The sequence below is a fragment of the Lentzea indica genome (genome assembly GCF_012184385.1).
Lineage (GTDB): Bacteria > Actinomycetota > Actinomycetes > Mycobacteriales > Pseudonocardiaceae > Lentzea > Lentzea indica.
In genome coordinates this window covers 1-6,629 of record NZ_VSRL01000373.1, presented here as the reverse complement: position 1 = coordinate 6,629, position 6,629 = coordinate 1, and the positions used below count along the sequence as shown (strand labels likewise).

At 69.2% G+C, this 6,629-nt stretch carries 7 protein-coding genes and 1 pseudogene; 6 read left to right on the top strand and 2 right to left on the bottom strand.

The window, feature by feature from the left end; translation table 11 throughout:
• Positions 1-431: pseudogene (locus FXN61_RS46150) on the top strand (hypothetical protein); the annotation flags it as partial.
• Complete coding sequence (locus tag FXN61_RS46145) at positions 428-955, top strand: GNAT family N-acetyltransferase (protein WP_312878527.1); 528 nt, start codon at positions 428-430, stop codon at positions 953-955. The pseudogene FXN61_RS46150 and the gene FXN61_RS46145, both read left to right, overlap by 4 nt.
• Here FXN61_RS46145 and FXN61_RS46140 read toward each other — a convergent pair.
• Positions 918-2,936: a 2Fe-2S iron-sulfur cluster-binding protein gene (locus FXN61_RS46140; protein ID WP_312878526.1), complete on the bottom strand. Its 2,019-nt coding sequence runs from the start codon at positions 2,934-2,936 to the stop codon at positions 918-920. The genes FXN61_RS46145 and FXN61_RS46140 overlap by 38 nt on opposite strands.
• A gap of 177 nt (positions 2,937-3,113) precedes the next feature.
• Here FXN61_RS46140 and FXN61_RS46135 point away from each other — a divergent pair, with 177 nt between their 5' ends.
• From FXN61_RS46135 to FXN61_RS46120, 4 genes are all read left to right on the top strand, one after another.
• The gene (locus FXN61_RS46135) at positions 3,114-3,758 is read left to right on the top strand and encodes a TetR/AcrR family transcriptional regulator (protein ID WP_167980138.1); all 645 of its coding nucleotides are present in this window, start codon (positions 3,114-3,116) and stop codon (positions 3,756-3,758) included.
• An 82-nt stretch (positions 3,759-3,840) separates the two neighbouring features.
• Entirely contained in the window at positions 3,841-4,974 is a 1,134-nt protein-coding gene (locus FXN61_RS46130) for a BMP family lipoprotein (RefSeq protein WP_167980141.1), read from the top strand.
• 179 nt (positions 4,975-5,153) lie between these two features.
• Positions 5,154-5,519, top strand: a complete 366-nt coding sequence (locus FXN61_RS46125; RefSeq protein WP_167980137.1) for a cupin domain-containing protein — start codon at positions 5,154-5,156, stop codon at positions 5,517-5,519.
• 62 nt (positions 5,520-5,581) lie between these two features.
• Entirely contained in the window at positions 5,582-6,169 is a 588-nt protein-coding gene (locus FXN61_RS46120; protein ID WP_167980136.1) for a histidine phosphatase family protein, read from the top strand.
• Positions 6,170-6,230: 61 nt separating this feature from the next.
• Here the strand turns inward: FXN61_RS46120 and FXN61_RS46115 are convergent.
• Positions 6,231-6,629: PEP-utilizing enzyme (locus tag FXN61_RS46115; RefSeq protein ID WP_246293105.1), on the bottom strand; the 399-nt coding region annotated here is incomplete at its 5' end.

Genomic DNA, 6,629 nt, shown 5'->3' with positions numbered 1-6,629 from the left:
CGTTCGCCGCGTTCGCCGCCCTCAGCCTGTCCGGCCCGGTCGCGGGTACCGCCCGCGTCCTGCTCGGACCGGTGCTGGGACTGGTGATGCTGCACCTCGCGCTCGGCATCGAGATCCGCGCGTCGCGTCAGCGCACGACCACGTGGGCACGGGTGGGGCGTGAGCTGCGGGAGCGCCTGCTGTCGTTGCTGGGCCTGGGCAACGACCACCGGGACGCCCTGGCGCGCACCCGCGACCGAGCGGCGTTGCGAGCGGCCAAACTGGCACTGGCGAGCCGGTGGACGCCTTTCAGGACATCGCGTCTGCGAAAGGCGCTGCACACCTCGCATGTTGCCCACGACCCCGCACAGCGCGACCGGATGCTGCGCGAGCTGGGCGTGCTCCAGCACGCGAACAAGCTCGCGGAGACCACCCAGCCGTCCCCGTGGTGACCTTCGTTCCCGCTGACGAGGCCGGACTCGCGGCGGAGATCGCTGATCTGGTGAACCGGGTGTACGCCGAGGCCGAGGCGGGGATCTGGGCCGAGGGCGCCACCCGGACCACCGAAGCCGAGGTGGTCGATCTCATCCACGCCGGGCAGATCGCGGTGGCCCGGTCGGACAAGCGCGTCGTGGGTGCCGTGCGCATCCAGCAACTGGACGACGGCGTGGGCGAGTTCGGGATGCTGGTCGCCGCTCCGGAAGAGCGTGGCACCGGCGTCGGCAGGGACCTCGTGTCCTTCGCCGAGCACTGGGCGAGCGAGCGCGGCCTCAAGAGCATGCAGCTGGAGCTTCTCGTGCCGCGGACCTGGACTCATCCGGTCAAGGAGTTCCTGAGGGGCTGGTACACCCGCATCGGCTACCGCGTCGTGCGCACGGGCAGCCTCGATGAGGCCTACCCGGCGTTGGTGCCGCACCTCGCTTGCCCGTGCGACTTCGTCATCTTCCAGAAGGACCTCGGCCGAGCTCCAGCGTGACCTCCGTCAGCGGCGTGCTCGTGCACGTGAGGATCTGACCGTCGGCCCTCTGCCGCGCGCTCAGGCAGTTCGGTTCCTGCTGGGAGACCTTTCCGGCGAGCAGCTTCACCACGCACTCCCCGCAGCTGCCCACGGTGCAGGAGTACGGCATCGGCAGACCGGCCGTGAGCCCGGCGTCGAGCAGTGTCTGGCCCGGTTCGGCGACCGCCGTGCCGACTCCTCGCCCGCCGTCCTCGACGAGCATCCGCTGCGGCACGCTGGACGTGGCCGCCGCGGTCCGCCCGGTGGCGTAGCGCTCGACGTGGACGTGACCGTCCGGGACGCCGAGCTCGTCGAGTGCCTGCCGCGCGGTGTCCATGAGTGTTTCCGGGCCACACAGGTAGAACCGCGCGTTCGGGGACGGCGCGAGCCCGGCGACCCACTGCCTGACTCCGGGGACGTCGACCCGTCCGTCGCGGGACGTCACCACGTGGGCGACGGAGAACCGGCCGGGGTGTTCCCGCTCCAGCCTGGCGAGCTCGGCGGCGAAGATGGTCTCCTCCGCGCTCCGGTTGCTGTACAGCAGGGCGATCCGGTATCCCGTCCGCCCGGCGAGCAGGGTGCGGATCATGCTCATCATCGGCGTCACTCCGCTGCCCGCCGCGACCAGTACGACGTCGTGCGCGGCCTTGCGGTCCACGTGGAAAGAACCTGACGGGCCGCGCACGAACAGCCGGTCCCCGACAGCGACATCACGGTGCACGTGCGTGGAGAACCGGCCGGCCTCGACGTGTTTGACCGTGATCTCCAACCGCGGTGAGCCTGGCGCCGACGACGCCGAGTAGGGCCTGCGCAGTGTGCGGCCGCCGATGTCGGTCACCAGCGTGAAGAACTGGCCGGGCAGGAAGGTGAACACCGCGTTGCTGTCGCCCGCGTCCTCCAGCACCAGCGTGACGGTGCTCGGCGTCTCCCTGCGCACCCCGACGACACGCACTTCTCGCAGCGGGTCCTCCTGCGCGGTGCCGGCACGGCGGCGGAAGATGCCGCCGACCTCGTACCCCTCCTTGCGCAGGCCCGAGCGGTAGGCCAGGTTCATGACCGCCCGCAGCCACTTTGCCGGCATCAGCCCCGCGACCTTGAGCAGGAAGGCGGGTGGCCCGCCAGCGGTGTTCGCGGAGTTCGCGGCCAGGTGCTCGCTCGCCAGGGCCATCAGATCGGGCGGCTCGGCGTGCGTAGCCGGGTTCCACAGCCGGGCTCGCGTCACCGCGTCGTTCGTGGTCAGGTCCGCGGCCTCGACGTCGATGAGCAGTGCGGCATGCGGTGGTGTCCCGCGCAACGACATCGGCTCCAGCAGAACGGGGTCCACGGTGATCGTCGCTCTGCCTCGGACGTGCAGCACTCCGGTGCGTCCAGGGACGAGCGCGGCGAACGAAAGCCGGTCGTCCTGGAGCAGGTTGTGCAACGTGTCCGCGCGTTTGTTGCCCTTCCGGTCCGCGATCACGAGCGTGTGGTCGTCCACGATCCGCGCCACCGCCAGGTGGTCCCCGCGCGGACTGCTGTCGCTCCCGCCTGCGGAGTCCCATGTGGACAGAACCAGGAACGGTGCGGCGACGAGGAAATCAGCGACACCGGGCTTGCTCAGCGGACCGTCGCCACCGACCTCGGGAGCGCGCTCGGCCGGGGACGGTGGTTGCCACAGTCCGGAACGCAGAACGGCCTGGGCGCAGTGCACGTACACCTGCTCGACGTCGAAGATCACCTCGCGATCTCGGCCTAGGAAGGCAGAACCGTTGACCCGCAACGTCTCCCCTGTTCCCGGCAGGAGGAAGAGCAGCGACGCCGGTCCGTCAGCGGTGCCGGGTTCGTCGAGCAGGAAGGAGATCCTCGTCGGCGAGTGCACCCGCGCAAAGCCCGGCGTGCCGCCGATGAACGTCGTTCTGCTCAGGCCTTCCGCGTCCCGGTAGCCGAAACCCGCGATGGGGCTGTGCGCAAGCGCGGTCACACAGCCCTCATCGAGCGCGCCAACCTCCTTCAACATGATCATCGCTGGTGGGCGCCCGACGACCGACTCGATCTCTTCTGCCGTGCTGAGTCGGTTGTTTTCGCAGCTCATAGCACTATTATGAGCTTTTGCTCAACTCTTGGGTACTCGCTTTTGAGCGCATCGAGGAGGACCGCCATGCCGTCCGCCAACCGCCGTGTCGAACCACGTCGCAAGCCTCGGCAGGTCCGGGCGGAGCTCACCCGCGACCGCATCCTGACCGCGGCTGCTCACGTTTTCTCCGAGCACGGGTACGCCGCCGGCACCACCAACCGCATCGCCGAACAGGCGCGCGTCTCCATCGGTTCGCTGTACCAGTACTTCCCGAACAAGGACGCGATTCTCGCCGAGCTGATGGTGCGGCACATCGACCGCGGCGCCTGGACCACGGCCGATCAGCTCGACCTGTCCCCCGGCACCCTGGAGCCGACCGTCCGTGCCCTCGTCCGCGACGCGATCGACAACCATCGCGACGACCCCCAGCTGCTCCGGATCATGATCGAGGAGGCTCAGTTCTCCCAGGAGCTGCAGGACACGATCACCCGGCACGGCGCACAACGCGTCGCCCAGGTCCGCGACCTCTTCTCCCGGCATCCCGACGTCGGAGTGCGGGACCTGGACACCGCGGTCGAGCTCATCGTGTTCACCGTCGAGCTGAACACCCACCGGCTCATGGCCTTCCCGCAGACGGTCGGGGTCGAGGCGCTCGAGAACGAGCTGGTGGACATGGTGACCCGGTACCTGCGCGGTGACCGTCAGGCAGACGCGGTTCCCAACAGTTGAACGCTCAACGGGATCGACCACGGCGAGAGGTACCGTCCGCGCTGAAACCGAGCAGTGAGGGGGACGAGCCGTGCGCCGTCGTATGCGTGGCACCGCTGTTGCCGCGATCGCACTGACCAGCCTGATGGTGGTGAGTGCCTGCGCGAAGGACTCCGGGGGTGGCACCACCGGGTCGACCAACGCCGCTGGTGCCGCGTGCGAGTTCTCGACGCCGCCCAGTGCGCCCGCCACTTCGAGCACCAGCGCCGCCAACGGCGAGAAGGTCGACGGCAGCGCGCTGAAGGTCGGCCTGGCCTACGACATCGGTGGTCGTGGTGACGCGTCGTTCAACGACCTCGCCGCCGCCGGGTTCGACAAGGCGATCAAGGACCTGGGGGTCAAGAAGGAGAACACGCGCGAGCTCTCCGCGGCTCCGAACGAGGACGAGGCGGCCAAGCAGACCCGCCTGCGCCAGCTCGCGTCCGAGGGCTTCAACCCGATCGTCGGTGTCGGCTTCGCGTACACCGAGTCACTGAAGGTCGTCGCGCCGGAGTTCCCGAACGTCAAGTTCGGCCTGGTCGACTCGGCCGTCGACGGCGCGGCCAACGTGACGCCGCTGGTCTTCGCCGAGCAGGAGGGCTCCTTCCTGGCCGGCGTCGTCGCCGCGTACCAGAGCAAGAAGTGCCACGTCGGCTTCGTCGGCGGCGTGGACATCCCGCTGATCCAGAAGTTCGAGGCCGGCTTCGTCCAGGGCGCGAAGACCGCCGCACCGAAGGTCCAGGTCGAGAAGAAGTACATCACCCCGGCCGGTGACTTCACCGGCTTCCAGGACCCGCCGAAGGGCCAGGAGGCCGCGAAGGGCCTGATCGACAAGGGCGCGGACGTCGTCTACCCCGCCGCGGGCGCGTCCGGCATCGGAGTCTTCGCCGCGGTGAAGGAGGCCGGTGTGCTGGCGATCGGGTGTGACGCCGACCAGTACAACCAGCCGGCGCTCGTGAACACCAGGGACGTCATCGTCGCGTCGAGCCTCAAGCGCGTCGACGTCGCCGTGTACGACTTCTTCAAGGCCGCCGCGAAGAACGACCTCGCGTCGCTGCCGAAGGTCTTCGACCTCAAGGTGGACGGCGTCGGCTACGCCACCTCGGGCGGCAAGATCGACGCGAAGCTGCAGGGAATCCTCGAGGGCTACAAGGCCCAGATCATCGAGGGCAAGATCAAGGTCGCGGACAAGCCGTAGTTCGCGTCACCGAGCGGGTTCGACTGCCCACAGCCGGCGTTCGCCGGCTGTGGGTTCCTACCTTCGGCCCTATGAGATGGGCCCTGTGCCACGCGCGCGCTGGACCTGTTGCGTGCTGTCCTCGACCTGTGCCGGACGTCCCATGGCGGCACGCCCATCAGATGCCCGAGGAGGCAGCCATGTCCGGTTTGCTCGTCAAGAGCTTCGACACCCCTGAAGAGACCCGTCCGTTCGAACAGGGCATGGGTCACCTGGACCTGCTCAACGTCGACTCCGGCCCGGTGGGCCGCGCGGTGTTCGAGCCGGGGTGGCGCTGGTCAGAACACGTCAAGCCGCTGGCTCAGACCGACAGCTGTCAGGTGGCCCACAAGGGCTACTGCGTGTCGGGGCGGATGAAGATCGTCATGGACGACGGCCAGGAAGAGGACATCAAACCCGGCGACTTCATGGAGGCCGCGCCAGGGCACGACGCGTGGGTCGTCGGCGACGAACCTTGCGTGCTGATCGACTGGCAGGGTTCGGACGACTACGCCAAGCAGCACTGACACCTGTCGAGCAGGCAGATCAGATGTTGTGAACATCTGGATGGTGGCAATATCCTGATGTCATGGCGACTCGGCACCTGTACGTGGTGCGGCACGGCGTGGCGGACCCGTTCGGTGAGTTGACCGAGGCCGGGCAGCGGCAGGTGGAGCTGCTCGGCCGGCGCCTGACAAGCCTGCCGATCGATGCCGTCTGGCATTCGCCGCTGGCGCGGGCAGTGCGGTCCGCGCGGATCCTGGGCGAGCACCTGCCGGGCGTCGCCGTGCGGGAAGCGGCCGAGCTCGTCGACCACGTACCGCACGTGCCGGAGGAGATCCCGCCCGCGTGGGCGGGGTTCTTCGACGGGTACGACGCCGCGGAGGCCGCCGCGGGCGCACGCATCGCGGAGGCGCTGATCGGCAGGTTCGCCATGCCCGCCGACGTCGAGACCCACGAAGTCCTGGTCACGCACGCCTATCCGGTGGCGTGGCTCGTGCGGGACGCCCTCGGCGCGCCACCGGCGCGGTGGCTGGGGTTGAACTGTGGGAACACGGCGCTGACGGTGATCGAGCATCGGGCCGGGCTGGCGCCGACCCTGGTGCTGTACAACGACATGGGCCATCTTCCTGCCGAGCTGCGGTGGACGGGTTTCGGGCCGGGCACGCGGCCCTGAGCCAGTGGCATGGCCCGAACTCGCGGACGAGAAGTCCCCGCGGAGCCGTCAACGTCGCGGATCAGTGCCGAAGCACGGCGTGGGCGGCACTGAGGCGTTCGGCCTCGTCGCGTTCGGAGTGGTCCCCCGACACGTCGTCAGCCCAGCCGAGCAGCCGGCTCAGGCAGGCGTCCGCGGTGGCCGTGACGACGGGTGGGCAGCCGACGGCCACCGCGCCGCTGGTCCCGTCGATGGTGATGAGGGTGCCTTCGGCGATCGTGCGTCCACCGGCGCTCACCGAGTCGGTGCCTACGTCGAGTTCGGCGATCCCCACGACAGCGGGTTTGCCCATCGCCCTCGCCACCACCGCGGCGTGGCTCGCCGGGCCGCCGCGGGCGGTGACGATCCCGGCGTCCGGGTTCTCGTAGTCGAGCGGAACCTGCAGACGCGCGCATTGGATGCCTTCGCGCTCGAACAGGCC

What these genes read in the sequence shown, in the direction of transcription:
- FXN61_RS46135 (WP_167980138.1), top strand. Translation starts at nt 3,114, where the DNA reads ATGCCGTCCGCCAACCGCCGTGTCGAACCACGTCGCAAGCCTCGGCAG.
- FXN61_RS46130 (WP_167980141.1), top strand. Translation starts at nt 3,841, where the DNA reads ATGCGTGGCACCGCTGTTGCCGCGATCGCACTGACCAGCCTGATGGTG.
- FXN61_RS46125 (WP_167980137.1), top strand. Translation starts at nt 5,154, where the DNA reads ATGTCCGGTTTGCTCGTCAAGAGCTTCGACACCCCTGAAGAGACCCGT.
- FXN61_RS46120 (WP_167980136.1), top strand. Translation starts at nt 5,582, where the DNA reads ATGGCGACTCGGCACCTGTACGTGGTGCGGCACGGCGTGGCGGACCCG.